Source organism: Streptomyces shenzhenensis (genome assembly GCF_003688995.1).
Taxonomy (GTDB): Bacteria; Actinomycetota; Actinomycetes; order Streptomycetales; family Streptomycetaceae; genus Streptomyces; species Streptomyces shenzhenensis_A.
In genome coordinates, this window is record NZ_PENI01000005.1 from 360,713 (window position 1) to 382,966 (window position 22,254).

Annotated in this window: 23 protein-coding genes; 13 read left to right on the top strand and 10 right to left on the bottom strand. The window is 74.1% G+C overall.

Features of this window, described 5'->3' with window-relative positions; genetic code table 11:
• The first annotated feature begins 24 nt into the window (after positions 1-24).
• The 8 genes from CTZ28_RS11345 to CTZ28_RS11380 all read left to right on the top strand — a co-directional run bounded on the left by CTZ28_RS11345 (position 25) and on the right by CTZ28_RS11380 (position 5,640).
• Complete coding sequence (locus tag CTZ28_RS11345; RefSeq protein WP_121889253.1) at positions 25-309, top strand: metal-sensitive transcriptional regulator; 285 nt, start codon at positions 25-27, stop codon at positions 307-309.
• A 160-nt stretch (positions 310-469) separates the two neighbouring features.
• Positions 470-1,555 (top strand): S-(hydroxymethyl)mycothiol dehydrogenase, encoded by a 1,086-nt coding sequence (locus CTZ28_RS11350; protein WP_121889174.1) that lies wholly within the window; start codon positions 470-472, stop codon positions 1,553-1,555.
• Positions 1,555-2,184 carry an MBL fold metallo-hydrolase gene (locus CTZ28_RS11355; protein WP_121889175.1) on the top strand — a complete coding sequence of 210 codons (630 nt, stop codon included), beginning with the start codon at positions 1,555-1,557 and terminating at the stop codon, positions 2,182-2,184. The genes CTZ28_RS11350 and CTZ28_RS11355 overlap by 1 nt, the downstream gene beginning before the upstream one ends.
• 49 nt (positions 2,185-2,233) lie before the next feature.
• Positions 2,234-2,602, top strand: a complete 369-nt coding sequence (locus CTZ28_RS11360) for a DUF4180 domain-containing protein (protein WP_121889176.1) — start codon at positions 2,234-2,236, stop codon at positions 2,600-2,602.
• A gap of 109 nt (positions 2,603-2,711) precedes the next feature.
• Positions 2,712-3,626, top strand: a complete 915-nt coding sequence (locus CTZ28_RS11365) for an SDR family oxidoreductase (RefSeq protein WP_121889177.1) — start codon at positions 2,712-2,714, stop codon at positions 3,624-3,626.
• 89 nt (positions 3,627-3,715) lie between these two features.
• Positions 3,716-4,510 (top strand): SDR family NAD(P)-dependent oxidoreductase, encoded by a 795-nt coding sequence (locus tag CTZ28_RS11370; protein WP_121889178.1) that lies wholly within the window; start codon positions 3,716-3,718, stop codon positions 4,508-4,510.
• Positions 4,511-4,644: 134 nt separating this feature from the next.
• Entirely contained in the window at positions 4,645-5,340 is a 696-nt protein-coding gene (locus CTZ28_RS11375; RefSeq protein ID WP_121889179.1) for a L,D-transpeptidase family protein, read from the top strand.
• Positions 5,341-5,466: 126 nt separating this feature from the next.
• The gene (locus tag CTZ28_RS11380; RefSeq protein WP_121889180.1) at positions 5,467-5,640 is read left to right on the top strand and encodes a hypothetical protein; all 174 of its coding nucleotides are present in this window, start codon (positions 5,467-5,469) and stop codon (positions 5,638-5,640) included.
• A 10-nt stretch (positions 5,641-5,650) separates the two neighbouring features.
• Here the strand turns inward: CTZ28_RS11380 and CTZ28_RS11385 are convergent, their stop codons facing one another.
• From CTZ28_RS11385 to CTZ28_RS11395, 3 genes are all read right to left on the bottom strand, one after another.
• Positions 5,651-7,408 (bottom strand): ATP-binding SpoIIE family protein phosphatase, encoded by a 1,758-nt coding sequence (locus tag CTZ28_RS11385; RefSeq protein ID WP_398655721.1) that lies wholly within the window; start codon positions 7,406-7,408, stop codon positions 5,651-5,653.
• Positions 7,405-8,091: a class I SAM-dependent DNA methyltransferase gene (locus tag CTZ28_RS11390; RefSeq protein ID WP_121889181.1), complete on the bottom strand. Its 687-nt coding sequence runs from the start codon at positions 8,089-8,091 to the stop codon at positions 7,405-7,407. The genes CTZ28_RS11385 and CTZ28_RS11390 overlap by 4 nt, the downstream gene beginning before the upstream one ends.
• 126 nt (positions 8,092-8,217) lie before the next feature.
• Positions 8,218-9,594: a S1 family peptidase gene (locus CTZ28_RS11395; protein ID WP_121889182.1), complete on the bottom strand. Its 1,377-nt coding sequence runs from the start codon at positions 9,592-9,594 to the stop codon at positions 8,218-8,220.
• A 238-nt stretch (positions 9,595-9,832) separates the two neighbouring features.
• Here CTZ28_RS11395 and CTZ28_RS11400 point away from each other — a divergent pair, with 238 nt between their 5' ends.
• Positions 9,833-10,219, top strand: coding sequence for a PPOX class F420-dependent oxidoreductase (locus tag CTZ28_RS11400; RefSeq protein WP_121889183.1), 387 nt, complete (start codon positions 9,833-9,835; stop codon positions 10,217-10,219).
• Positions 10,220-10,311: 92 nt separating this feature from the next.
• Here CTZ28_RS11400 and CTZ28_RS11405 read toward each other — a convergent pair whose 3' ends face one another.
• The gene (locus tag CTZ28_RS11405; protein ID WP_121889184.1) at positions 10,312-10,728 is read right to left on the bottom strand and encodes a Zn-ribbon domain-containing OB-fold protein; all 417 of its coding nucleotides are present in this window, start codon (positions 10,726-10,728) and stop codon (positions 10,312-10,314) included.
• 151 nt (positions 10,729-10,879) lie between these two features.
• On the bottom strand, positions 10,880-11,605 hold the full coding sequence (locus tag CTZ28_RS11410) for a TetR family transcriptional regulator (RefSeq protein ID WP_121889185.1): 726 nt from the start codon (positions 11,603-11,605) through the stop codon (positions 10,880-10,882).
• A gap of 173 nt (positions 11,606-11,778) precedes the next feature.
• On the opposite strand from CTZ28_RS11410, the gene CTZ28_RS11415 reads away from it, so the two are divergent.
• Positions 11,779-12,426 (top strand): peptidoglycan-binding domain-containing protein, encoded by a 648-nt coding sequence (locus CTZ28_RS11415; protein WP_121889186.1) that lies wholly within the window; start codon positions 11,779-11,781, stop codon positions 12,424-12,426.
• A gap of 54 nt (positions 12,427-12,480) precedes the next feature.
• Here CTZ28_RS11415 and CTZ28_RS11420 read toward each other — a convergent pair whose 3' ends face one another.
• From CTZ28_RS11420 to CTZ28_RS11430, 3 genes are all read right to left on the bottom strand, one after another.
• Positions 12,481-12,861 (bottom strand): hypothetical protein, encoded by a 381-nt coding sequence (locus CTZ28_RS11420; RefSeq protein ID WP_183154344.1) that lies wholly within the window; start codon positions 12,859-12,861, stop codon positions 12,481-12,483.
• Positions 12,862-13,277: 416 nt separating this feature from the next.
• A complete protein-coding gene (locus CTZ28_RS11425) occupies positions 13,278-14,204 on the bottom strand; it encodes a MurR/RpiR family transcriptional regulator (RefSeq protein WP_183154345.1) in 927 nt (308 codons plus the stop codon).
• A 69-nt stretch (positions 14,205-14,273) separates the two neighbouring features.
• Positions 14,274-16,016: an ArnT family glycosyltransferase gene (locus CTZ28_RS11430; protein ID WP_121889256.1), complete on the bottom strand. Its 1,743-nt coding sequence runs from the start codon at positions 16,014-16,016 to the stop codon at positions 14,274-14,276.
• 216 nt (positions 16,017-16,232) lie between these two features.
• Between CTZ28_RS11430 and CTZ28_RS11435 the strand changes: the two genes are divergently transcribed.
• Positions 16,233-18,077, top strand: coding sequence for a hypothetical protein (locus CTZ28_RS11435; protein WP_121889188.1), 1,845 nt, complete (start codon positions 16,233-16,235; stop codon positions 18,075-18,077).
• 266 nt (positions 18,078-18,343) lie between these two features.
• Here CTZ28_RS11435 and CTZ28_RS11440 read toward each other — a convergent pair whose 3' ends face one another.
• Both CTZ28_RS11440 and CTZ28_RS11445 read right to left on the bottom strand, forming a co-directional pair.
• On the bottom strand, positions 18,344-19,237 hold the full coding sequence (locus tag CTZ28_RS11440) for a M56 family metallopeptidase (RefSeq protein WP_121889189.1): 894 nt from the start codon (positions 19,235-19,237) through the stop codon (positions 18,344-18,346).
• Positions 19,234-19,617 carry a BlaI/MecI/CopY family transcriptional regulator gene (locus tag CTZ28_RS11445; RefSeq protein WP_121889190.1) on the bottom strand — a complete coding sequence of 128 codons (384 nt, stop codon included), beginning with the start codon at positions 19,615-19,617 and terminating at the stop codon, positions 19,234-19,236. The genes CTZ28_RS11440 and CTZ28_RS11445 overlap by 4 nt, the downstream gene beginning before the upstream one ends.
• Positions 19,618-19,786: 169 nt before the next feature.
• On the opposite strand from CTZ28_RS11445, the gene CTZ28_RS11450 reads away from it, so the two are divergent.
• Both CTZ28_RS11450 and CTZ28_RS11455 read left to right on the top strand, forming a co-directional pair.
• Positions 19,787-21,268, top strand: coding sequence for a hypothetical protein (locus CTZ28_RS11450; protein WP_121889257.1), 1,482 nt, complete (start codon positions 19,787-19,789; stop codon positions 21,266-21,268).
• The gene (locus tag CTZ28_RS11455; protein WP_121889191.1) at positions 21,265-22,212 is read left to right on the top strand and encodes a lysylphosphatidylglycerol synthase domain-containing protein; all 948 of its coding nucleotides are present in this window, start codon (positions 21,265-21,267) and stop codon (positions 22,210-22,212) included. The genes CTZ28_RS11450 and CTZ28_RS11455 overlap by 4 nt, the downstream gene beginning before the upstream one ends.
• Positions 22,213-22,254: the final 42 nt, after the last annotated feature.

Genomic DNA, 22,254 nt, shown 5'->3' on the forward strand with positions numbered 1-22,254 from the left:
TATACAGGGAGTGGAGGGGTGGTCGTGGAGCTGCGGTTCGAGGGTGACGAGCTGTCATCGGTGCTCAACCGGTTGCGGCGGGCGCAGGGACAGATATCGGGTGTGGTCAGGATGATCGAGGAGGGCCGCGACTGCGAGGACGTGGTCACTCAGCTCGCCGCGGCCTCGCGGGCTCTCGACCGGGCCGGTTTCGCGATCATCGCGACCGGGCTCCAGCAGTGTCTCAACGACGAGCAGGACGGGGCCGACGGCGCCACGACCGAACAGATGAGGGCCCGACTGGAGAAACTGTTCCTGTCGCTCGCCTAGCCGCCGACCTGCCCGTCCGGCTGCCCTGTGCGCCGCTCGTCGTGTCGTGGTACGACCCGTACGGCCGGAAAGATCCACGGCCTTCGGGGTGCTCCGTGCCGCGACCGATCGGTCACGCGTAGGGTCGGAGGACAGGCAGATCGATGGAAGGGGCCAGGCCATGGCGCAGGAAGTACGCGGCGTGATCGCACCGGGGAAGGACCAGCCGGTCCGGGTCGAGACGATCGTCGTGCCCGACCCGGGTCCGGGGGAGGCGGTCGTACGTGTCCAGGCCTGCGGCGTCTGTCACACGGACCTGCACTACAAGCAGGGTGGCATCACGGACGAGTTCCCCTTCCTGCTCGGCCACGAGGCCGCCGGGGTCGTGGAGTCGGTCGGCGAGGGTGTCACCGAGGTCGCCCCCGGCGACTTCGTGATCCTCAACTGGCGTGCCGTGTGCGGCAACTGCCGGGCCTGTCTGCGCGGCCGCCCCTGGTACTGCTTCGACACGCACAACGCGCGGCAGAAGATGACCCTGACCGACGGCACCGAACTCGCCCCGGCCCTCGGCATCGGCGCCTTCGCCGAGAAGACCCTGGTCGCCGCCGGACAGTGCACCAAGGTCGACCCGGCCGTCTCCCCGGCCGTGGCCGGCCTGCTGGGCTGCGGTGTGATGGCCGGCATCGGCGCCGCGATCAATACCGGCAACGTCGGCCGCGGCGACTCCGTGGCCGTCATCGGCTGCGGCGGCGTCGGCGACGCGGCCATCGCCGGGGCCCGGCTGGCGGGCGCGGCGAAGATCATCGCCGTGGACATCGACGACCGCAAGCTGGCCAAGGCCCGCACCCTGGGCGCCACGCACACCGTCAACTCCCGCGAGACCGACCCGGTCGAGGCGATCCGCGAACTGACCGGCGGCTTCGGTGCCGACGTGGTGATCGAGGCGGTCGGCCGCCCGGAGACCTACCAGCAGGCTTTCTACGCCCGCGACCTGGCCGGCACGGTCGTGCTCGTCGGTGTGCCCACCCCGGAGATGAAGCTCGAACTGCCGCTCCTGGACGTCTTCGGCCGCGGCGGCGCGCTCAAGTCCTCCTGGTACGGCGACTGCCTGCCCTCCCGGGACTTCCCGATGCTGATCGATCTGCACCTCCAGGGACGCCTGGACCTGGCGGCGTTCGTGACCGAGACCATCCAACTCGACGAGGTGGAGAAGGCGTTCGAACGGATGCACGGCGGCGACGTGCTGCGCTCGGTGGTGGTGCTGTGATGGCCGCACGCATCGAACACCTCGTCACCTCGGGCCAGTTCACCCTCGACGGCGGCACCTGGGACGTCGACAACAACGTGTGGATCGTCGGCGACGACGAGGAAGTCATCGTCATCGACGCCGCCCACGACGCCCGTGCCATCGCCGAGGCCGTCGGCGACCGGCGGCTGACCGCCATCGTGTGCACCCACGCCCACAACGACCACATCGACGCCGCCCCCGCCCTGGCCGACCTCACCGGCGCCAGTATCTGGCTGCACCCCGACGACCTGCCGCTGTGGAAGCTGACCCACCCCGGCCGGGACCCCGACGAGCACCTGGCCGACGGCCAGGTGCTGGAGACCGCCGGCACCGATCTGACCGTGCTGCACACCCCCGGCCACGCGCCGGGTGCCGTGTGCCTCTACGACCCCGGCCTCGCGACCGTCTTCACCGGCGACACCCTCTTCCAGGGCGGTCCGGGCGCCACCGGACGCTCCTACTCCCACTTCCCGACGATCATCGCCTCGATCCGCGACCGCCTCCTCACCCTCCCGCCCGAGACGAAGGTCCTCACCGGCCACGGCGATGCCACCACCATCGGCTCCGAGGCCCCGCACCTGCAGGAGTGGATCGCCCGCGGCCACTGAGCGGAAAACCGCGCGAGATCGTGCGGAGGCGACCGTACGATCGGCTGCCATGACCTCGAACACGCTCGTGACCCTGGGGGACGTACGCGTCCTGAGCTGCGCCCCCGAAGGCCCGCTCCTCGACGGCGAGAGCGCGGCGCTCGATCTGATCGGCGACGCGCTCGGCCAGGAGGCGCAGCTGGTCGCGGTTCCCGTGGAGCGGATCGCGGACGAGTTCTTCCGGCTGCGCTCCGGTGTCGCGGGCGCCGTCGTCCAGAAGTTTGCCACCTACCGGCTGCGCCTCGCCGTCGTCGGCGACATCTCCCGGCACGTCGCCGGGAGCACGGCGCTGCGGGACTTCGTGTACGAGTCGAACCAGGGCCGTCAGCTGTGGTTCCTGGCCGGCTCCGGCGAACTCGACGACCGGCTGCGCCGCTAGGGCCGCACCGGTCGGTACGACAGGTCGCGTCGGCAAAGGTGACAGAGGATGTCCGGGTTTCCCGGAAGTCTGCACGGTGACAGCTTCGTACGGACACGGGAGGCCGGACATGTCAGGACCGCTGGAGGGCAAGGTCGCGCTGGTGGCGGGGGCGACCCGGGGCGCGGGCCGCGGGATCGCGGTGGAACTCGGCGCGGCGGGCGCCACCGTCTACGCCACGGGCCGCAGCACCCGCGCCCGCCGCTCGGAGTACGACCGCCCCGAGACCGTCGAGGACACCGCCGACCTGGTCACCGCGGCCGGCGGCCGGGGCATCGCGGTGCCCGTCGACCACCTCGACCGGGCCGCCGTCCGCGCCCTGGTGGACCGCATCGCCGACGAACAGGGCCGGCTCGACGTCCTGGTGAACGACATCTGGGGCGGCGAGCACCTGTTCGCCTGGGACGCCCCGGTCTGGGAGCACGACCTCGACAAGGGACTGCGGCTGCTCCGGCTCGCCGTCGAGACCCACGCCGTCACCAGCCACTTCGCCCTGCCGCTGCTGCTGCGTCACCCCGGCGGCCTCGCCGTCGAGGTCACCGACGGCACCGCGGACTACAACCGCGACACCTACCGGGTCTCCTTCTTCTACGACCTGGCCAAGGCGTCCGTGCTGCGGATGGGCTTCGCCCTCGGTCACGAACTGGGCCCGCGCGGCGCCACCGCCGTCGCCCTGACCCCCGGCTGGCTGCGATCGGAGATCATGCTCGACCACTTCGGCGTCCGTGAGGACAACTGGCGCGACGCCCTGGCCGAGGTGCCCCACTTCGCCATCTCGGAGACCCCGCGCTACGTCGGCCGTGCCGTCGCCGCCCTGGCCGCCGACCCCGACGCGGCCCGCTGGAACGGGCAGTCCCTGTCCAGCGGGGGGCTCGCCCAGGTGTACGGGTTCACGGACCTGGACGGCAGCCGTCCCGACGCCTGGCGGTACCTCGTCGAGGTGCAGGACGCGGGCGGACCGGCGGACGTGACCGGCTACCGGTGACCTGCGAACGGCCGGGTGGCCGGGCGGCGGCACGGTGAACCCGTACCGGGATCTGTCGCGCTGATCGCCGCGGCCGTACGGTCGTTGCCATGACCGAACCCGGACGCTTCGCAGGACACGGAGTTCTCGTCACGGGCGCCGCCCGTGGCATCGGCGCGGCCGTCGCCCGCCGGCTCGCCGACGAGGGCGCCCGGGTCCTGGTGACCGACCGGGACCCGGCCGAGGCGGAGCGGACCGCGGGCGCGCTGCGCGCGCGGGGTACGGCGGCGGAGGCGTTCGGGTGCGACGTGTCCGACCGCGCCTCGGTCGAGGCCGCGGTCGCCCGCGCCGTCGGCGTCTTCGGCTCGCTCGACGTCCTCGTGTGCAGTGCCGCGCACTGCACCCCGGACGCCCCGCTCTTCGAGGACGAGCCGGACGAGTCCTGGGCACGGGACCTGGACGTCACCCTCACCGGCGGCTTCCGCTGCTGCCGCGCCGCGCTCCCGCACCTGGCCGCCTCCGGCCGGGGCGCGATCGTCCTCATCGGCTCCGTCAACGGCCTCCAGGACTTCGGCAACCACGCCTACAGCGCCGCCAAGGCCGGACTCGAATCGCTGACCCGCACCCTCGCCGGGCACGCGGCCCCGCGCGGCGTCCGGGTCAATCTGGTGGCGCCCGGCACGGTGCGCACCTCGGCCTGGGCGGGGCGGGACGCCGAACTGGACGCCGTCCGCGGGCTGTACCCGCTCGGCCGGGTCGGCGAGCCCGAGGACATCGCCGCCGCCGTCGCCTTCCTCGCCTCCCGCGACGCCGCCTGGATCACCGGCACCTCGCTCCGCGTCGACGGCGGACTCACCGCGGTCCACACCGGGTTCCACGCGGCCCTTGACGCCACGGCCGGCTGAACGGCGCCCTCCCGCAGCGGAACTTCACCATTCGGTCACAGCACGGCCCGCCCTACAACCGAAGCCGCCGCACACCTGTCTAGATATCCGGGACCGCGGGAGCCGCGGACGCAGCAGCAGGGGGAGGGCCCGGCATGGGGCACATAGGCAGGCGGGGCGCCGTCGCGCTCGGCATCACGGGGCTGGTGGCACCGCTCACACTCGCGCTCGGCGCCGCACCGGCGCAGGCCGCGAGCTGTACCACACAGACCGGCCCGTACCAGAAGAAGGTGGAGAAGTTCCTCGGCCGCCCGGTCGACGGAAAGCAGTCCGCCGCCGACTGCAAGGCCATCAGGGCCTTCCAGACCAAGCACGGCATCACACCCAACATCGGCTACGCCGGTCCGGTGACCTGGGGCGTGATGGATCTGATGAACAAGCAGAAGGCCGTCGGGAAGAACCCGAACAAGGCCGGCAAGTGCCCGGTGAACAAGGGCCGTATCGCCTGTGTCAACCTGACGCTCCAGCTGAGCTGGATCCAGGACGGCAAGAAGCTGGTGTACGGGCCGGTCCCGGTGCGCACCGGCCGCAACGGCTACGAGACCCGCACCGGACTGAAGAAGGTCTACTGGCGGCACATCGACCACGTCTCGTCCCTCTACGACGTGCCGATGCCCTACAGCCAGTTCTTCGACGGCGGCCAGGCCTTCCACTCGGTCGGCATCAGCATGTGGAACCCGCCGGGCTCGCACGGCTGCGTCAACATGACCACGAAGGACGCCAAGAAGTACTGGTCGCTGCTGAAGAAGGGCGACGACGTCTTCGTGTACGGCCGCAAGCCGGGCACCTGAGCGCCGAGGGGTGAACTCCCCTGTGATCACTCGGGGATTGACGTGATGAGCGACACGGTCCGATATGTCCCGCATCGGTGGTACTTACTCACCTCGCCTTCACCCCGATCGGCATATGCTCACACCATGTCCACCACTGTTGAAGCCGTCTCCGAGCGATCGGCCGCGGAGGTCAACGAGGCGATCCGGGACCTGTGGCTGCGGTCGGGCGGGACACTGAGCGTCGAGCAGCGCGAGGAGTACCGGCGGCTCGTCCTGGAGTGGGCCGCCGCGGCCCCGCAGCCGTCCAGGGCGGCCTGAGGCACCGCGGTCAGCGGACCGTTCCCGGCTCGGGCAGCGACTGCTCGAACCAGACCACCTTGCCCGTGCTCAGCCGGGTCGCTCCCCAGCGCAGCGCCAGCTGGTCGACCAGGAACAGGCCCCGGCCGCCCTCGTCGCTCGGCTGGGCGTGCCGCAGCCTCGGCACCAGCGGTGAGTCGTCGCCGACCTCGCAGCGCAGCACGTCCGTGCGCAGCAGCCGCAGCGTGATCGGCCCGTCGGCGAACCGCACGGCGTTCCCCACCACCTCGCCGACCAGCAGCTCCGTCTCCTCGTCCAGCGCGTCCAGACCCCAGCGGTGCAGCGTGCGCCGGGCGAGCCTGCGGGCCTGCCCGGCGGCGCGCGGATGCGGCGCGAGATACCAGGAGGCGACGGTCTCCGGATCGAGGCCCACGAACCGGGCGGCGAGCAGCGCGATGTCGTCGTCCCGGTCCCGCGACCCCAGGATGCCGAGCGCCTCCTCGCACAGCGCCTCCAGCGCCGGGGGCGCCGCTCCGGCGGGCCCGGCGGCCGCGGCGCGCAGCCGGTCCTGCAGCCGCTCCACCCCCGTCAGCACGTCCGAGTCGCGGGATTCCACGAGGCCGTCGGTGTAGAGCAGCAGGGTGGCGCCGGCGGGCGCGGTCAGCTCCGTGGTCTCGAAACCCCCGGTGCCCACGCCGATCGGCGCCCCGGGCGGCACCCGGACGATCTCCGCCCGGCCGTCGGGGCGCAGCAGCAGCGGGGGCGGGTGCCCCGCGTTGGCCACCAGCAGCCGGTGGCGCACCGGGTCGTACACGGCGTAGAGGCAGGTCGCGATGTGCCGCCCGCCGAGCCGCTCGGCCTGTTCGTCGAGGTGGTGCAGCACCTCGTCCGGAGGCAGGTCGAGCCGGGCCAGGGTCTGTGCGACGGTGCGCAGCTGCCCCATGATGGCGGCCGAGGTCAGGGAGTGTCCCATCACATCGCCGATGACCAGCGCGACGCGGTTGCCGGGCAGCGGGATCGCGTCGTACCAGTCGCCGCCGACCCGGGAGGTACGGGACGCGGGCAGATAGCGGCTGGCCAGCCGGACTCCGGGCGGCGCGGGCAGCGACGGCGGCAGCATCGTGCGCTGCAGCGCGTCGGCGAAGGACGCCTCGCGGCGGTACAGCACCGCCCGGTGCACGCCGAGGGCGGTGTACGTGGCGAGCTGGGAGGCGACGGGCAGGTCGTCGTCGGTGAACGGCGGCCGGCCGGTGGCGCGGACCAGGACGACGCTGCCCAGGAACCGGCCGCCGCCGCGGAGCGGGGCGACGAGCAGCCGCCGGCCGGACGGCACGGGCCCGGACGCGTCCCCCGTCGCCAGCAGCGCGCCCACCACGGAGGCGACGTCGGGAGCGTCCCCGAACACCGGCCCGCCGCCGTCGAGCAGCCCGGCGAGCCGGACGGCCACCGCCGACGGGGTGACCGGACCCGACGCGGGCGGGGCCGGGACGCCAGGAGGCCGCGGGGGCGTCCGCTCGGTGCCGTACAGCCGCAGCACGGGGAGCGTGGCGGGCAGGTCCTCGCCGAACGGCAGCGGATCGCTCAGATGGACGAGGACGTGGTCGGCGAACGCGGGGACGGCCGCCTGGCACAGCTCGTACACCGTCGCGTCGAGTTCCAGGCCGCGGGAGATCCGCCCGGTCGCCTCGTCGAGGAAGCGCAGCCGGTCGGTCTGTCCTCCGGGCTGCGCCTGCCGGTCGCTCCGGCCGGGCCGCAGGGGACTGCGGTCGGCCCCGAGGCCCTTCGTCACCGCTCGGGCTTCCGTCTGCAGCGCAGGAAGATCTGCTCCTCGGGCTGTACGTCGGCGGAGGCCGGCGCGTACGAGTAGAGGGACTCGCCGACGATGTCGAAGCCCGCCGTGTCGACCACCTCGCGCAGCTCGTCCCGCAGATAGCCGGAGACCCGGACGGTGCTGCCGAGGAACGGGATCGCGAAATCGTCGACGTCGGCCTCGACCATCGACAGGGCGAACACGCCCTCGGGGGCCAGCAGCCGGCGGACGCTCTCCAGCGCGAGGGGGATCTCCGCGCGCGGCAGCATGAGCAGCGCGAAGAACGCCGTGATCGCGTCGAACCGGCCCAGGTCGCGGGGGCCGCCGGGGCGCAGGTCGGCGATGTCCAGCTGGTGGAACTCGGCCTCGGGCACATTCGCCCGGGCCAGCTCGACCATCGCGTGCGACAGATCGACGCCGACGACCTGGAACCCCGCGTCCGCCAGGCGGCGGGCGGTGGGCAGTCCGGTGCCGCATCCCAGGTCCAGCACGCGGGCGCCGGGCGGCAGCGACTCGACCAGCCACTCGGCGGCGGCGACCTGGCCCTCCTTGTGCGGGAAGGCGTCGTCGTACCGGTCGCCGATGGCGTCGAAGGCCTCGGCCTGGCCACCGCGGTCGAGCTGTGGGTTCCCGTAACCGGGCTGGTTGCTGGGGCTGTTCACGAATCATCTCCCCTTGGAGACTTTTAGGTGCGATTTTTGCATAGATCGCCCGATCGTGGGGGGCCCGAAAGGTCCGGGTGACCGGTGCCTGAGTCGTCACCAAGAGTAGTTGCCTCCGGGGCAGGATCAACCCCAAGTGGCCGAGTAGTGCCGCTGGTACGCCTTGCGGTCCTGTTCCGCCCGGATGTAACGGGTGGCGACGAGTGCGATCAGACTGCCCGCGATCACCAGCAGGCCGGGCCCGACGGCCCGGCTGTCCGTGAGCCGGGACAGCGCACTCGTGTCCTGCGCGGCGCCGGTGACCGGAGCCGAGGAGCCGGGCGAGGCCGCGCTGGGGGCGAGCGCGCCCTGCGTGGCCGAGGCGGACGGCGCGGGGGTGGCGCCCTGGCCGGCACCGGCGTCCGGCGCCGCGACGATCAGCCGCACATCGAGCGCGGCCAGCGCCTTGGTCACCGGCTGGAAGAACGTGGTGCCGCCCGTGGCGCAGTCGCCGCTGCCGCCGGAGGTCACGCCCAGCGCGACCCCCTCGGAGAACAGCGGGCCGCCGCTGTCGCCCGGCTCTGCGCACACATCGGTGCGCACCAGGCCGGTCACGGTGCCCTCGGGATAGTTGACGGTCGCGTCGAGCCCGGTCACCTGGCCGTCGCGCAGGCCGCTGGTGCTGCCGCTGCGGAACACCCGTTGCCCGACCGCGGGATCGGCGGCACCGGTGATCCGTACGCCCTTGCCGTCGCCGACGGCCACCACGTCGGCCCCGTCGCCGGCCCGGCCGGACGCGTACGAGATGAGCGAGAAGTCGCTGCCCGGGAACGCGGTGTCGATCGTCGTGCCCAGTTGCCGGCCGCCCCGGCCGTCCGCGAACCAGATGGTGTCCTCGGGCCCGCAGTGCCCGGCCGTCAGGATGAAGTCCCGCTGTCCGTCGGTGACGTTGAACCCCGCCGAGCAGCGCCCGCCGGTGGACAGGATCGGCTGCGCCCCGTTCAGGCGCGTGGTGAACCTGCCCGACGCGCGTTCCATGCGGACGAAGCCGCCGATGTCCGCGGCCACCTGGGACAGCCGGGACCAGTCGCCGGCGGAGACGGTCTCGTCGGCCTGCACCACGACCTGGTTGGTGCGGTAGTCCAGGGTCCATGCGGTCCCCGCCACCCGGGGTGCCGAACGCAGCTCCGCGGTGGCCGACTTGAGCTCGTTCATGCTGTGCCGCACGACCTTCGCCGCGGCCCCGGCCCGGCGCACCGTCCGCGCGGCCCCCTCGTCGGTCACCGCCACGACCGGACGGCCGTCGGCACCGAGCCAGCTCCCCGCCGTACGGGCGGTGCCGAGCCGCGCCACCAGGCCGGTGCCGGTGCCGGCGGCGTCGCGCGCCGCGCTGAACGGGACGGCGGGCTCGCCGGGCGGCTCGCCGGCCACGGCCCGCGTGACCATCACGCCTCCCAGGAGGAGTCCGCCGACCGCCGCCAGCTGTGCCGTCCGCCGGACGAACCGTCGTCGTGCGTGCCTCATGCATGGCTCCCGAACCCCGAACGCGCGGTGCCGACACCGCGGGGCCCTCCGGTCGTCGAGCGCCCGCTGCTCCATACGTGGCCCGGCACACCGGCGTTCACCGCGACCACGACCGGGTGCCGACAACCTCCGGTCACCGCAGCGGAGTCGAGGGCCCCTCGCCCAGCGGGCGGCGCGGACGACCGGCGATCTCGTGTCCGGGCCCGGCAACCTGCATGACCGTCCTAGACTGCCCGGCATGACCGACTCGTCGTTGGACCGGCTCGGTGCGGGCGCGTATCTGCTCGTCACCAGCTACCGCAGGGACGGCAGCCCCGTCGGCACACCGGTCTGGGTGGTGCGGGACGGGGACGCGCTGGGCGTCTGGACGGTCGCCGACTCCTGGAAGGTGAAGCGGATCCGGCGCCGCGCCGACGTCCTCGTCGGACCCTGCGACGTGCGCGGCAGGCCGACCGGTGAGCAGGTCCCGGCCACCGCCGAGGTCGTCGACGCGGCCACCACCGCCCGCTACCGCGGCCTCATCGCCCGCAAGTACGGCGTCCTCGGCCGGCTCACCCTGCTCGGCAGCCGGCTGCGGCGCGGCGCGCAGGGAACCGTCGGCATCCGGCTGACGCTCACCCCCTGAGCCGACGTCACGAAAGCACCGGCCGACACCCGCACAGCGCGTCGCCCGCCCGTCCGCCACGGTCATGTGGTTTCTCCAGGGGGGAGCGGGTGTCAGGTCCAGGCTCGGTACGGCTCGTCGAGCAGTTGGAAGAGCGGTTCGCCGCGTACCGGGTCCTTGGCCGTGGACAGCCGGACCCGGTCGCCGCTGTGCACGCCCACCGGCGGGCCCATGACCCGGCCGCGCAGGACGAAGCCCTCGGCCATCTCGATCAGGGACACATTGCGCGCGGCGGGCGAGTTGCGGTGCACCACCGAGGAGTGGCGGACCGTGCCGATGCCCTCGCTGCGCTCCGTACGCAGGTCGCTGCCCTGGCACACCGGGCACAGCAGTCGCTGGTACATGGCGGTGCCGCACCAGGTGCAGCGCTGGAAGAGAAGGGCGTCGCCGGAGCCCGCGGGCCTGGGGTCGAGGACGCCCGTCGTGGTGCCGGCCACCGCACGAGCCGCGTTTCCTGAGTCGTGGTACACGCTGGTCAACTCCCTGCACTCGGCCGGAATCCCGCGTGCCCGGCACCGACCGGGCACGCTGGTGCGCGGTACGCCGTGCCACCGCGCACGCCGACAGGGTATGGCACTCAGTGTCAGTGGTAAAGGTACTCGGTACCCCGATTTTCGACCGTCAGCCGCGGCCCAGCGCCGACTCCAGTTGCTGCACCACCCGCCACAGCGGGGCGTCGCGCCGGGAGACGAGGACGACCACGTCCTCGGGGCCCTCGGCGCGCGGGAGTTGTGGTGCGCCACGGTCCGTCCGCGGGCGGCCGAAGGCGGACTGCACATGGTCCAGCGCATGGTCGACGGCGGTGCCCGGGTCGCCCCGGCCGTCCGAACGCAGCCAGGAGCGCAGGGCGTTGTTGTGCGCCGCGACGACCGCGGCGGCGACGACGTCGGCCCGCAGCGTCCCGTCCGGCTCCCCGGCGAAACGGCGGCGCAGATATCCGGCCAGCGCGCGCTCGTAGCGCCACACCACCGACAGCTCGTACGCGCGCAGCCCCGGCACCTCCTTGGTGAGCCGGTAACGCTGCACGGAGAACGTCGGGTTCTCGGCGTACATCCGCAGCACCAGCCGGGCCGCGTCGCACACCCGCCGCACCGGCTCGTGCTCCTCGCGGCCCTCGGCGAGGAAGGCCGTCATCTCGGCCAGGCAGCTCTCGTGGTCGGGGAAGACCACGTCCTCCTTGGAGGGGAAGTAGCGGAAGAACGAACGCCGTCCGACCCCCGCGAGCGCCACGATGTCGTCGACGGTGGTCTGTTCGTAGCCGCGTTCCAGGAACAGCCGGAAGGCCGCCGCGACCAGGGCGTCCCGCATCGGCGGCTTCGCGGAGGGCGGCGCGCTGCTGGTGCTCATGGACGCGAACGTAGCACTCGTCGGGGGCCGTGTGGCACTCAGTGCACGGGCATCGGGGAACTGAGTGCTCTCGGCCGGCCCGTGTCCGTCGTGTGCCGGGTTGAACCGGAGGGCCGGCGCAGCCGTATCACTTCCCGGGGATCGCCTCCCGGGGAGTGCGGAAGGAGAGCAGCGTGTCGACACCGCCGGACCCCAGTGAGGAGCCGCAGCGCGGCCCGGTCCTGGAGCCCGTCCGGGTGCTGCGGCCCCGGCGCTTCGATGCCCTCGCCGAACTGATGCGGGAGATACGGCAGGACGCCGAGGGGTACGAGTCCATCACGCCGGAGCAGCGCGCGGACCGGGCCGAGGAGGAGACGCAGGAGCTGCCGCCGCTGCGGGTGCCCGGCGCCCACACCGGTCGCGGGCTGCGCCGGGCCGCCGTCGCGGCCGTGGTCGGCGCCGCCGCCCTCGTCGGCTTCGGCGGCGCCCTGCTGCTGCCCGGCCGTGGCGACGCCGCCCCGAGCGCCGCCCCGAGCGCCGAGCCGTCCCGGTCCGCCCCGAGCGCGCCCCCGGCGGCGAGCGCTCCCGCCGTGGACCCCGACGGTGCCGGCACTCTGCGCGAGGGCGACAGCGGGTCCGAGGTCGTCGCGCTCCAGCAACGCCTGCTGCGCATCCCGGACGTCTACCGCGACGGCGCCACCGACGGCCGCTACGACGCGGTGCTCGCCGCGGCCGTGGCCCGTTTCCAGCTCTGGTACGGCATCAGAGGGGACGAGACCGGCGTCTACGGCGACGACACCCGCCGCGACCTGGAGTCCCGCACGAGCCTGGCCGACGGCTGACCGCACCCGAACGGCCGGGCGGCCGCCGCCGGGTGGGGCGCGAAGGACCGCGACTCAGCGGCCGGTGGTCTGGGCCACCAGGGCCTCGGTGACCGCGCGGACGCTGCGGGCGATGTGCTGGAGCTGCCGGACCTCGGCCGCGTACATCATGATCGTGTGCTCGATGACCGACTCGGGCAGGCCCAGCGGGGGCAGTTCGGCCCGGGCGGTCTGCAACGCCGTACGGGCCACCCGGATCTCGTGCTGGACCTGGATCTGCGCGTGCCGGGCGAGCAGCACCGGGTGCCGGATCAGCGCCGGGTAACTGGCGTAGCGGGCCGGTACCAGCTCGCGCAGCCACTTGGCCGCGGAACGCTCCCAGTCGTAGCTGCCGGGCAGCTTGACCTGGCGGGGCCAGTCCGGACTGATGCGCGTCGTCGTCAGGGCCATGATCATCGCTTCCGGGTGTGCGGCATCGTGCGGGGTGGTGCGACGGGTTCGGGCGGTCCCGGCCTAGGGGATGGCCGGGACCGCCACGGGCGAATCGCACAGGCGATGCCCGGCCGAACACCCCGGGGGCCGACGAGGGTAGGAAACGGCGGCTCGGGGTGCTCGTCGAGGGGCCCCGGATGCCGGGAGCCGGCGCGGTGAGCGGTGCGGCGGCGTGCGCATGGGCGGTCCGGCTTTCTCGGGGCGGTGCGACAGGTGCGTCCTGGGGTGCGGAACGCGCCCGGAGTGAGCCGGGTGCGGTCTGTATGCAGTATTTATATATGCCGTCGTCTTGGCAAGCGACATGAAAACATTCATGCCGGATCTGTGGTGAATGGTCCTGTTCGGACCCGGTCGGCCGGCCGCCGCAGCAGGGCCGCGGCTCAGTCCTTCAGAAAGAATTGATGCTGCTCGGCGACCTGTTCGTACTCCTCGAGGCGGGCCTGGGTGCGCTCGGGATCGGCGTCGGTCATGGCCTGCAGCAGCGCCGCGGACAGCACGCCGGGCGCGGCATAGGAGTCGAAGACCAGCCGGGAGCCGGTACCGGTGGCGAAGGTGACGTCCGCCTCGTCGGCCAGCGGCCCGAGCGCCAGATCGGTCACCAGCGCGACCCGCAGTCCGGCGCCGCGCGCGACCCGGATCGCGGTGAGGGTCTCCTGCGCGTGCCGCGGCATGCCGAACGCCAGGAGCCAGGTGCCGCCCGCCTCGCGCGACTGCAGCAGCGCGTCGTACGCCACGCTCCCCCCGCGGGTCACCAGCCGTACGTCGGGGTGGATACGGCGGGCGGCGTAGGCGAAGTACTCGGCCAGCGACACGGAGATGCGCAGCCCGAGGACGGTCAGCGGGGTCGACCGGGACAGTTCGCGGCCCACCCGGATCACCCGGTCCGGATCGGCGAAGTCCCGCCGCAGGTTCTCCAGATTCGCGATCTCGGCGTCGACGGCCGCCTGCAGTTCATTGCTGCGCATCTCCTCGGCCGCCCCCGGACCCCCGCCGGGCAGGGCGGCCAGCGCCATCGACTGGAGCCGCTCCCGCAACGCGGGGTAACCGCTGAAGCCGACGGCGGCGGCGAAACGGGTCACCGACGGCTGGCTCACGCCCACCCGCTCGGCGAGATCGGTGATCGACAGGAACGCGGCCTCGTTGATGTGCTCGATGAGGTACTGGGCGATCCGGCGCTGGCCCGGGGACAGCCCGTGTCCGTCGAAGACCTCTCTGAGCTGGGAGGTCGGCGCGGCCTCCGCCTCCGGCACGGTCTTGCCCGAGGTGATCGCGGACGCCTGCGCACGCGCCTGCTGCGGCGATGGCACCGGAGTGCCTCCTTTGTCTCCCACGAAGACTCAACATAGCTCACGGACCGTGGCGGCCAGGGGCGATGCTCAGCGCCGAAAAATCATGATCGAATGACCGACCTCGTCGACGAGGCGGCTGCTGTCGATCAGTTCGGCCAGCCCGCCGCGCGCCTTGGCGACCGACGAGCCGGACACGACCAGCACACCGCGCACCTCGGACGGGGGCACCCGGCGCGGATCGCCCGCGTGGATGCCGTAGTACGCGGGCACCCCACTGCCCTTGTAGACGAGCCAGATCCGCTCGCCCCGGTACCGCTCGGCGAGCCGGTCGGCGAGCCGGCCCAGATCCTGCCCCCAGTCCACGTTGGAGTCGTGCAGCCGCAGCCGGGTCCGTTCGGGTCCGCCGAACGCCTCGTTGGAGTACGGCAGATAGCTGGGATACGTCCGGAGCGAACTGACGGCGACGAACGCCACCAGCGCCCCCGTCAGCAGCGGCCCCCACCGCCACCGCACCGCGAGCACACAGGCCGCCGCGACCGCGAGAAACATCGGCACGAACACGGCGTACCGGGTGCCGAAGTCCCGCGACCCGGTCATCGCCGCGGCCAGCAGCACCGCGGGCGGCAGCAGCAGATACGGCGCCGCGGGCCGCAGCCGGCGCACCGCCACGACCGCGGCGGACCCGGCCGCCCCCAGCGCGAGCAGCCCGAGCGGCGTCTTCACCAGCAGCGCGGCCGGCAGGTAGTACCAGAGGGAGCCGGTGTACCGGCGCCCGAACAGGAAACCCTGCCACGGCTGGTCCTCCAGGCCGAACTGCATCCGCACGCCCACCCGGTACGCCTCCGGGAACGGCAGCAGCCCGACCAGGCGGCCGCGCAGCCCGTGCAGGGCGGGCACGGACTCCGCGGGAGCGAGGCGCAACCGCGGATCGACCGCCAGATAGACGGCCCACACCACGGCGACCGCGGTCACCGCCACGACCGCAGCCCCGGCCACCCCCGCCGCCACCGTTCCGCGCCGGCCGGCTCGCCCCGCGGCACGCCGGGCGTGCCGTACCGACACCGCGGCCAGCAGCATCAGCACCGGAATCGCGGGCAGCGCGCTCATCTTGGTCGCCACGGCGGCGCCGAGCGCCGCCCCGGCGAGCGGCAGATACCGCCAGGGCCGCCGCCGCGCCCGCCACACCAGCCAGGCCGACGTCAGCACGAACCCGGCCGCCGGCACATCGAGCGTGGCCAGCGCACCATGGGCGATGACGTCCGGCGAGAAGGCGTACAGGGCGAGCGCGACCAGCCCGCCCGCCGGGCCGGCGACCTCGCGCGCGAACGCCAGCACCACCAGCCCGAACAGCACCGTCAGCGCGATCACCGGCAGCCGGGCCCACAGCAGCAGCCGCCCCGGCTCGTTGCCGGACTCGTACAGCAGATGCCGCCCCACCTGCCCCTGCGTCCCGGTGTACGACGGGTCGTAGTGCGGATCGGCGACGGCCACCCCAGCCATCACGACGAGCTTGCCGAGCGGCGGGTGTTCGGGGTTGAGCAGCAGCCGGTGCTCGTGCAGATAGTCGGTGGCGGCGGCCACGTACACCGGCTCGTCGATGGTCGGCGTCTGCTGCACGGCCGTGGTCACCATCGCCACGGCCGACTGCCCGAGCAGCAGCGCCACGAGCAGCGGCACCGGCCAGCGCCGCGGCCGGCGCAGCGCCGCGCGCAGCCGCGCCCCCGCCGCGGCCTTCGCGCGCCCCGGGTCCGGTGGGGCCGAGCCGCCGATGGGGGCCCCAGGGACCCCGGCGGTCTCGGCCGCGAGGGCCGAGCGCTGTTCGCGCGCCATCCTCCGCCCCCTCACGAGTCGTACCGGCAGACCCTCCGCCGTACACACCGGTACGGCCCGCGACCGGCGGGAGTTCACCTTGGCACGGTCGAACCGTCCGCGGGCGCGGGCTACGCTGATCCAGCAGTACGCGATCTTCACCTTCATCTGGCCCCACGACGACCTCCTCGGCCCGCCGGACCGGCCGGCCGCCACCGGAATGAAGGGCCGAGACCCGTGCATCTCCCTTACCAGCGCGGCCCGTTGCACGACCTGCCGGACTCCGCGCAGGCGTACGACGCCGTCCTCGCCGACGTCACCGAGCAGGCCCTGGCCCGCATCACCCCCGAGGGCAGCCTCGAACACCCCGATGCCTTCCTGGACATCGGCGACACCTCCCTCGGCGTCACCTCGCTGCTGGCGCTGGCCTGGCAGCGCGGCGGCGACCCGCGGCTGCCGCCGGCCGTGCGCCGCAGCCTCGCCTTCCACCTGCGCGAGCGGGTGTACACCGAGGACAACCCCGGATACCCCAATCTGACCGTCCGCAACTCCCGGCTGCCGTACGCCCGGTACGTCCTGGAGCCGGGCGCGCACCCCATCGGTGACTGGCCGAGCACCGTATGGGCGCTGCTCCAGGCGGTCGACGTCCTGGACCTCGCCGACGGCCTCGTCGACGACGCCCAGCGCGCCGCGCTCACCGAGGTGGCGCACGGCTACTGGCGGTGGCTGACGGAGGCCACCTTCTTCAACCCGCAGAACGCCGGCAACCAGGCCATCGGCTGCGTCGTCGGCGGTCTGCTGCTGGCCCGCCATCTGCCGCCCGCCCAGGGCGAGTCGGTGCGTTCCCGCGCCCTCGCCCTGTACACCGAGCGGATCAGGACGCACCGGGTCCGCGACCGCGGCGCGCTGCTGCCCCCGGAACACGGCGGCGCCTACGACAACAACTACGGCCCCATCGCGCTGTCCTTCCTCGCCCAGGCGCACCGGATCAGCGGCGCGGCGGTCTTCGCCGAGGACGGCGACACGCTGGCCCGCTACCTCGACGCGCGCCTGCCGGGCGGCGGCTTCGACACCGGCGGCCCCCGCTACAGCGAACAGCACTCCGGGTTCGAATCGGTGCTCGGCCTGCGCTACTTCAGCGGCCGTATCGGCTCCGACCTGGGCCGCTACCGGGGCGACACCCGCTGGGGGCGGCACGCGGTCCAACCGGACGGCGGGGTCGACGGGCACTTCGCCTGGATGCTGGTGTGGCAGATCCAGGACACCTCGCGCTGGCACCGCACCCCGTCCGTGCGGCCTGTCCGCCACCAACTGCGCGCGGGCACCGTCTCGGTGGCGTTCGACGACCGGACGACCCCGTCGCTGATCGAGGCCGCGGGAACCTACTACCTGCCCGCCGCGGTCGACCGCCGGCACGGCTTCGGCCCGGTCGCCGACGGTTTCCTGCTGTGCCGGCCCATGGGGCGGGTCCGGGTGCGCGACGCGCGCGTCGCCGGTCTGACCGCCAAGCTGGTCGGCACGCCGGCCGTCGACCGCGACCATGTCCTGCGGCACGTCCGGTCCCTGTACGTCACGGACGGCACGAGCCTGTGGGTGACGGTCGCCGTGGAGCGGCTGGCCGGGGCGCCCTACCTGCTGGCGGGGCTGCCGTACGCCGCGGACGACGGCGACCGGGTGCGCCGTGTCGCGCACGGCGAGGTGGTCTCCGCGGGCGGTCTGCGGCTGACCCACCCCATGGGCGGGGGCGCCGACGTCTTCGACACGCGCGGCGAACTCACCCAGGAACAGGCGGCGTTCGCCCTCGCGGCCGACCCGCGCGGCTACGGCGATCCCGACGCGGGCTGGCAGCACCTGGTCACCACGTCGGCGTTCGAGGCCGGTCCGGCGCCGGGCGCACCGCAGGGGCTGCACGTCTTCGCCGTCCGGTACGGCCCCGGCGGGCCGTTCGCGCCCGCCTTCGCCGCCGGCGACGACGGCCTGACCGTCTGCACCGAGGCGTTCACCGCGGTGATCGGTCCCGTCGCGGGCGACGCCCACGGCGAACCGGCCCTGATCCTGCGCGGACCCGGGGAAGACCGATGAGTTCCCCCGCGGCGCCGAGTCGCCACCTCGACGCCCCGCCGGCGGGCGGGGCGGTGATCCGCCGTACCACCGTTCCGGCCCTGCCCGGTCCCGGACCAGCCGCGGCACCGCCGCCCGCACCACGCCTGACGGCGGTGACACCGGTTCCCCGGCCGCGGCGGCGTGCGTGGGGAGACCGGCCGGCCGGCGCCCCCGTCATGCCCGCCTTCGGCCCGTTCCGGATCGGGGTTCGTGCCCGGTTCCGGGTGGGAAACGGGGGCGTGTGATCAGAAGAGCACGCTCGTCAGCAGCGCCAGCATGTCGTTCGTGGCGTCGGCGGCGCACAGGGCCGACAGGGCGCCCAGGGCGAGGACGGCGAGCGCGACGGGCCACAGGCGCGGGGGCGGGGCCGTCTGCAGGGCCGCGATCCGGCGGGTGACGGCGCGGTCCGTGAAGCCGAGGGCGCACGCCGGCCGGGTGCGGCACGTGGTGAGCGCGGCCCGGGCCAGGGCGCGCGCGGTGGCCCCGCGGTCCCCGACCGCTCCCGCGGCCTGCTCGTCGGCCCAGCGCTCCACCAGGAAGGCCACGGCCCGGCGGGTCGGGGCGAGCAGCGGATCGGCCGCGGTGGCCAGCGTGACCGCCGTCACCAACGCTCCGTGGCGGTGCGCGAGATGGGCCCGCTCATGGGCGAGCAGCACCCGCCGCTCGGCCGGCTCGAGCGCGCCCAGCATGGCGGAGGTGACCAGGATCCGTCCGGGACGGCCCGGGATGGCGAACGCCTGCGGCACGGGGGAGGCGGCGACGATCAGCTCCGTGTCCGCGGGATGCCCCTCGGCCAGGCGGCGCAGGGCCCGCCGGGTGGCGCGTTCGGTCCGCACGGCACGGTGCACCCGCCGGGCGACGACCGTGAGAGCCGCGCACGCCGCGATCCCGATGGCCGCGGGCACGGGGTCCGCCAGCCGCTGCCCGTCCTCCCGGGCCTCGGCCACCACCGAGGGCGCGCTGCCGAGCAGCGTGGTGGCGAGCAGCACCAGGGACCAGGTGGTGGCCGCCGCGGTGAGCACGGCCGCGGCGGTGAGCACACGCGCGGCCAGCGCCGGGGCCACCCGGCGGCCGATCACCGGGCTGACGGCGGGCAGCAGCAGCGACAGCAGCAGCGGCGTGTAGACGTCGACCCTCATACGGCGCCCCCGCCCAGCAGGTCGCGCAGCGCCCGTTCCTCCTCGGCGCTCAGCCCGGTCACGAACTGCTGGAGGGCGGCGATCGGGTCCGGACCGCGGTCCAGGGCCTCGTGCATCGCCTCGGCGGTCAGCTCCGCGGCGTTCTTCGCCGGCCGGTAGGCGCCGCGCCGCCCGTCGGCGTCCCGCAGCACCAGCCCCTTGTCGTACAGCCGTTTGAGGATGGTGTGCACCGTGTTGTAGGCGAGCCCGCCGTCGATCTCCGCCTGGATCTCGGCGGGGGTCAGCGGCCGTTCGGTGGCCCAGAGCGCGGCCAGCACCTCGCTCTCCAGCTCCCCGGCGCTGCGCCGTTCCGCCCTGCCGTGGGTATCCGTGCCAGCCATGCCCCCAACCTTACAGCGCGTAGGGCCGTCCTTCGTATGGCCGTGCCTGCGCCATGCGGCCACCCGATGCGGGTTATTTTGCTCGTGTTTGTCGTCGACTCCCACACTACGTACTACGGCCTGTAGGGTGTCAGAAACCCTACACGATGTAGGGGTGGAGGGGTGGATGATGGCCGGCGGCGCGAACGTCACACTCACCGGGGCACGCCGCGACGGACGGCGCCCCGGGTCCGGCGCCGCCCGCATGTTCCGCGCGGACCGCCCCCTGGCCGCCGTGGCGGCCGCCTTCACCCTGGCCCAACTCGTCCTGGTGCGGCCCGCCATGGGCCTCGGCTGGGACGAGACCGTGTACGTCAGCCAGGTCAGCGGGCACGCCCCCGCCGCCTTCTTCAGCGCGCCCCGCGCCCGCGGCATCTCCCTGCTCGTCGCGCCGGTGACCTCCTGGTCCTCGTCCACGCCGCTGCTGCGGAGCTACCTCGCCGTGCTGTCCGGGCTCGCCCTGTTCCTCGCGCTGCGCGCCTGGCGGGGACTGTTCCCGGTGCGCGTCCTGGCCGTGGCGGGCGCCCTGTTCGCCTCCCTGTGGGTGACGCTCTTCTACGGCCCGCAGGCCATGCCCAACTACTGGGTCGCCGTCGGCGCGCTCGGCGCCGTCGCCTGCTTCCTGCGTGCCCGCGCCGACCGGGCCGACCGCGCCGCGCTGTGGGGCCTGGCCGCGAGCGCCGCGCTGATGGCCTGGATGCGGCCCACCGACGCGGTCTGGACGACCCTGCCGCTGCTCGCCCTCGCCCTGTACCGCCGCCACTGGCGCCCGCTCGCCGCCCTCCTGGCCGGCCTCGCGGCCGGCGCCGTCGAGTGGGTCGTCGAGGCGTACGTGAGCTACGGCGGCCTCGCGCGGCGGCTGTCCGACGGCTCGGACATCCAGGGCGGCCTCGGCTGGCACCTCGCCGTCGTCGACCAACTGCGCAGTCTCGGCGGCCGGGCCCTGTGCCGGCCGTGCACCGGAGCGATGCCGCACCCGCTGGTCACGGTGTGGTGGTTCGTGCTGCCCGTGCTCGCCCTGTACGGCCTGGTCGTCGCCGTCCGGGCCCGGCGCACCCCCGCCGCCCTGCTGCCGGCGGCCTGCGCGGCCACCGCCGCCTTCCCCTATCTGTTCCTGATCGGATACGCGGCGCCCCGCTTCCTGCTGCCCGCCTACGCCCTGCTCGCCGTCCCGGTGGCCGGCGCGCTCGTCCACCTCGTGACCGCGACGGCCCGGCGGCGGCTCGCCGTCGGCCTGGTCACGGCCGGGCTCGTCGCCCACCTCGCGGTGCAGGTCACCGTCCTGGAGCACACCGTCGCCCGCATCACGGCCGCCCACCGCGACTGGGCGCGCACCGCGGCCGAACTGCACCGCCTGGGCGTCCGTCCGCCCTGCCTGCTCACCGGGCACGACGCCATCCCGATCGCCTTCTACGCCGGCTGCTCCTCGGCCGCCACCTCGGGCCACAACGCCAACACGACCCGGGCCGGCATCGAACGCACCGCGCGCCGCACCCCCGTGGCCACGCTCGTGACGGCGGACGGCAGGCCACCCGCGTACGCGCGCTCCTGGCCGTCCACGCCCTTCGGCGGACTGCGCCTCTACTACGTCACCCCGGCGGCCGGCTCATGACGGCCCCGGCGGGCCTCGCCACCACCAGGGGCCGGCGGCGCGCCTACTGGCAGTCCGCCTGCTGTCTCGCCCTCCTGCTGGTCGCCGCCTATGTGGCCCGGCACCACTGGCCCACCGTCGAGACGGGCGCCGTACGGCTGGCCGTGGCCGACCAGGGCTGGCTGCTGGTGGGCGCCACGGCTGCGGTCGCCACCTGGGCGTCCTCGGCGCTCGCCCAGCAGGGCGCGGTGCCGCGCCGGCTGCCGGGCGGCCGGCTGGTGGCCGCGCAGTTCGCCGCCTCCGCCGCCAACCATGTGCTGCCCGCCGGGCTCGGCGCGGGCGCCGTCAACCTCCGCTTCCTGATGCGCTGCGGGCTCCCGGCCGGCCGCGCGGCGAGCGCCCTCGCGGTCAAGGCCACCGCAGGCGTCGTGGCCCGCGGCGCGCTCATCGCGGCGCTCGCCGCGGCCTGCCCTGGCCTGCTGCATCTGCCGCGCGTCCCCGCGGTCGCGTGCGCCGCCGGGCTCGCCGCGCTCGCCCTGCTGGCCGTCCTGCCGCGCACCCCGCTGTGGCCCCGTTGCCGGCGGGCCCTGCGGGCGGTGCTCGCCGACATCCGCGCCGTGCATGCGAAACCGCCCCGCGCCGCCGCCCTGTGGGGCGGCTCGCTGGCCTTCGCCGCGCTGCACAGCCTGGTGTTGATCGCCGTCACCCAGGCCGTCGAACTGCCGCTGTCCCCCCTGCGGGTGGCACTGCTCTACCTCGCCGCCAGCAGCGCCGCCGCCCTGCTGCCCACCCCGGGCGGCATCGGCTCCCTGGACGCCGCGCTCGCCTTCGCGCTCACCGTCAACGGGGCCCCGGGCGCCGCGGCGGCCTCCGCCGTGCTCGGCTACCGCCTGCTGACCGTGTGGCTGCCACTGGTCCCGGGCCTGCTGGTGCTCGGGGTGCTGATGCGGCGCAACGCGCTCTGAGCGGCGCGGCGTTTCCCGCGGGCCCGCATCAGGTAGGAGTCG

Bases quoted from the DNA above. Each gene is read 5' to 3' on its own strand.
- CTZ28_RS11350 (WP_121889174.1), top strand. From the start codon at position 470: ATGGCGCAGGAAGTACGCGGCGTGATCGCACCGGGGAAGGACCAGCCG.
- CTZ28_RS11355 (WP_121889175.1), top strand. From the start codon at position 1,555: ATGGCCGCACGCATCGAACACCTCGTCACCTCGGGCCAGTTCACCCTC.
- CTZ28_RS11360 (WP_121889176.1), top strand. From the start codon at position 2,234: ATGACCTCGAACACGCTCGTGACCCTGGGGGACGTACGCGTCCTGAGC.
- CTZ28_RS11365 (WP_121889177.1), top strand. From the start codon at position 2,712: ATGTCAGGACCGCTGGAGGGCAAGGTCGCGCTGGTGGCGGGGGCGACC.
- CTZ28_RS11370 (WP_121889178.1), top strand. From the start codon at position 3,716: ATGACCGAACCCGGACGCTTCGCAGGACACGGAGTTCTCGTCACGGGC.
- CTZ28_RS11375 (WP_121889179.1), top strand. From the start codon at position 4,645: ATGGGGCACATAGGCAGGCGGGGCGCCGTCGCGCTCGGCATCACGGGG.
- CTZ28_RS11380 (WP_121889180.1), top strand. From the start codon at position 5,467: ATGTCCACCACTGTTGAAGCCGTCTCCGAGCGATCGGCCGCGGAGGTC.
- CTZ28_RS11395 (WP_121889182.1), bottom strand. From the start codon at position 9,594: ATGAGGCACGCACGACGACGGTTCGTCCGGCGGACGGCACAGCTGGCG.
- CTZ28_RS11400 (WP_121889183.1), top strand. From the start codon at position 9,833: ATGACCGACTCGTCGTTGGACCGGCTCGGTGCGGGCGCGTATCTGCTC.
- CTZ28_RS11410 (WP_121889185.1), bottom strand. From the start codon at position 11,605: ATGAGCACCAGCAGCGCGCCGCCCTCCGCGAAGCCGCCGATGCGGGAC.
- CTZ28_RS11420 (WP_183154344.1), bottom strand. From the start codon at position 12,861: ATGATCATGGCCCTGACGACGACGCGCATCAGTCCGGACTGGCCCCGC.
- CTZ28_RS11430 (WP_121889256.1), bottom strand. From the start codon at position 16,016: ATGGCGCGCGAACAGCGCTCGGCCCTCGCGGCCGAGACCGCCGGGGTC.
- CTZ28_RS11440 (WP_121889189.1), bottom strand. From the start codon at position 19,237: ATGAGGGTCGACGTCTACACGCCGCTGCTGCTGTCGCTGCTGCTGCCC.
- CTZ28_RS11445 (WP_121889190.1), bottom strand. From the start codon at position 19,617: ATGGCTGGCACGGATACCCACGGCAGGGCGGAACGGCGCAGCGCCGGG.
- CTZ28_RS11450 (WP_121889257.1), top strand. From the start codon at position 19,787: ATGGCCGGCGGCGCGAACGTCACACTCACCGGGGCACGCCGCGACGGA.
- CTZ28_RS11455 (WP_121889191.1), top strand. From the start codon at position 21,265: ATGACGGCCCCGGCGGGCCTCGCCACCACCAGGGGCCGGCGGCGCGCC.